This window comes from Phormidium sp. CCY1219, from assembly GCF_035615515.1.
GTDB lineage: Bacteria > Cyanobacteriota > Cyanobacteriia > Cyanobacteriales > Laspinemataceae > CCY1219.
The window spans coordinates 1-2,720 of the sequence record NZ_JAJENT010000476.1 but is presented as its reverse complement, the minus strand read 5'-3'; the positions used below and the strand labels follow the sequence as shown (position 1 = coordinate 2,720).

Below are 2,720 nucleotides of genomic sequence, written 5' to 3'. Positions count from 1 at the left end.
CCGATAAGCGCAATAGTTTTTTATCCCTAGTCCAACTCTAGGGATGGAAAAAAACTATCCCGATAAGCGCAATAGTTGTTTATCCCTAGTCCAACCCCAGGGATGGAAAAAAACTATCCCGATAAGCGCAATAGTTGTTTATGCTGTAGCGTCCTATCGGTGAAAAAAGCTGTGGCGATCGCGCCAAAGTTATAAGATTTTCATATAAGTAACGTAGAGAATTTTTCATTTCGGAGGTGCAAGCGCGGTAATGACTATTCGGCTACGTACCACATCAATTTGAGAAAGGCTATATCATCCCCTCGGGACTCCATCATGGGGAACAAAGCCCCTTGGCAAAGGCGTCTGGCAGGGCGAAGCTAGGGTGTGAAACCAAGGGATTTTGCGGAAATATCAGCGATCGCGCGGTTGTAAATCCGGAAGAGAATGTGGTTCACTTGATACGAGATTAAACGTGGTATGGGGAGTTTTACGTGTGTTCTTACATCAGCTTGCGTTACGTCTGGGTTCGATCGCCTGTGTCAGTGCAGGGGTTTTTCTCTCGTGCAATTCGAGCTTAGCCCAACCGAACCCAGTACGAGAGGATAACTCATCCATAGGGTCTGCCCAATTTCTACAACCCAAACAAAACACTAGACCGGTGCCACCGAGTCCGCCGGAAGAGGATAACTCATCCATAGGATCTACCCAATTTCTACAACCCAAACAAAACACCAGACCGGTGCCACCGAGTCCGCCCCAATCGGATCCGGGAGCCACCTATTCTCAACGAGAACTGCAACAGCTCATTTTAGTGCTGCGAGAGATACAACGGCTCGGACTGCGCCCCCAACGAAGTCAGGAACTCGAAAACCTGATTCGCGAACTCGATCGACTCGTTGCGCGCGGACAAGCACAGGTGGAGCTCTCTTCCGAGCAAGCGCGCCAGGTGCAGGCCATTTTATCTTCCCTCAGCCGCGACGAAATCCTTCAGATCCAGGAGTCGCTCGATCTGCCAGAAGTGGAAGTCGGGGTATTTAGCCAAGAAGAAGTTCAACGGCTGTTGGTAATCCTGGGCGGGATTCAACAACTGGGATTGCGACCCGGACAAAGCGATCGCATCGACCGCTTAATTGACGAGTTAGAGACCCTGCAAGCCTCGGGACAGCCACAAGTCATTTTGCCTCCCGAACAGACTCAACAGGTGACAGCGCTGCTGGCGTCCCTCACCCCAGCAGAACTGGCCCAAATTGAGGACGCCGTGGGAGTGCCCCTCACCGTGGGCGACCGACAAGTGACCCAAGAGGGTCTCGAAGAGTTGCTGTTATTGTTACAAGCAGTGCAACGCTTGAACTTTCGACCACAGCAACGGACAGAACTCGCCACCCTGATTCGCGACTTGGAGCGACTGCAAGCGCAAGGAGACGCGGTGGTGGAACTGTCTGAGGCACAAGCCGAACAGATCCAAAGCCTGATTGGTTCCCTGAGTGTGGAAGAACTGGCGCGCTTAGAGCGAGAACTGCCCGGTTTACCCACCCCGCGCAAGTTCACCCAACAAGAGGTGAGCGAACTGCTCGATATTTTACAAGCCGCTCGCGAGCTGGAGGATCTTACCGGTCAACAAGCGCGACAAGTGGATAGGTTAATCGAGGTTTTGGAAGTTCAGCAAGCTACTGGGGAACCAGAGGTGATTCTCTCGGGTCAGCAAGTCCAAACCTTAGACCGTCTGATCGAGTCGTTGTCTCGAGACCAAATTCGAGTGCTGACAAGGCAGTTGGGCATTCCCACGAGCTTCCCGTTAATCAGTATTAATAACCCGACGGGATTTGTGGGCAGTTGGGGAGAAGCTTCCATTGGGGGGCTTTTTAACCAGCGAAATCGCTTTACGCGCTCCACCGATGGCGCGATCGCCGCCAGCGTGGGTTTGGGAGATCCGGAAGAAGCGATCGGTTTCACCGCCACTTTATCCATTACCGGTCTGTCCGACGAAAAGGGCGCGGAAGATAATCTGGGGGCGGGGAGTATCAGCCTGCAAGCCGGTCGGATGCTGCCAGAAAATTTTGCGGTGAGCGTCGGGGTTCAAAACCTGGTGGACTGGGAAGGAGCCGCCGATGACACCGGCAGAACGTTTTATGGCGCGGTGAGTAAAGTGCTGGTTTTCAGCGAGAATATCAACGACCCCTTCAGCCTTGGGTTTGTCACTCTGGGGGTGGGAAATGGGGTTTTTCGAACCCTCAGCAATCTCGATCCGAACGACGAATTCGGTGGGTCCGAGTTTAATGTGTTTGGCAGCTTTGCCACGCAAATGGGTCCGCAAGCCAGCGCGATCGCCGAATGGACGGGACAGGACTTGACAGTGGGATTTTCTGTGGTACCCTTTAAAACAGTTCCTTTGGTCACGAGTTTTGGACTCAACGATCTAACAGGAAACTCAGGAGATGGGGTACGGTTAAACTTCGGTATTACTTACGGTTTTTCTTTTTAAAAAAAGCCAGAGGCAGACCGCCATCCAGCATGGGGTTTTCCGGATTGCGATCGCCTGGAGTGAGTCTCTCGATTCTCGATTTTTTTATCCTCCGAGCGCAATTTGGAAAAGTCAATCCAAACCCGGCGGTGGTGTTTAACAAATCGGGGAAAACTCAAACTTTAACTTGGCCATAAAACAATGTCAGGGACTCCGTAGAAACCAACCCCATGTCTAAAGCCAGGGGCTTGTACTTCTAACCACCTGACCAGCCTAA

The 2,720-nt window shown here is 52.1% G+C and carries 1 protein-coding gene; it reads left to right on the top strand.

The genetic code is table 11. The annotated features are described in order from the left end of the window. The first annotated feature begins 721 nt into the window (after positions 1 to 721). Positions 722 to 2,464: a hypothetical protein gene (locus tag LKK83_RS12005; protein ID WP_324631368.1), complete on the top strand. Its 1,743-nt coding sequence runs from the start codon at positions 722 to 724 to the stop codon at positions 2,462 to 2,464. Positions 2,465 to 2,720: the final 256 nt, after the last annotated feature.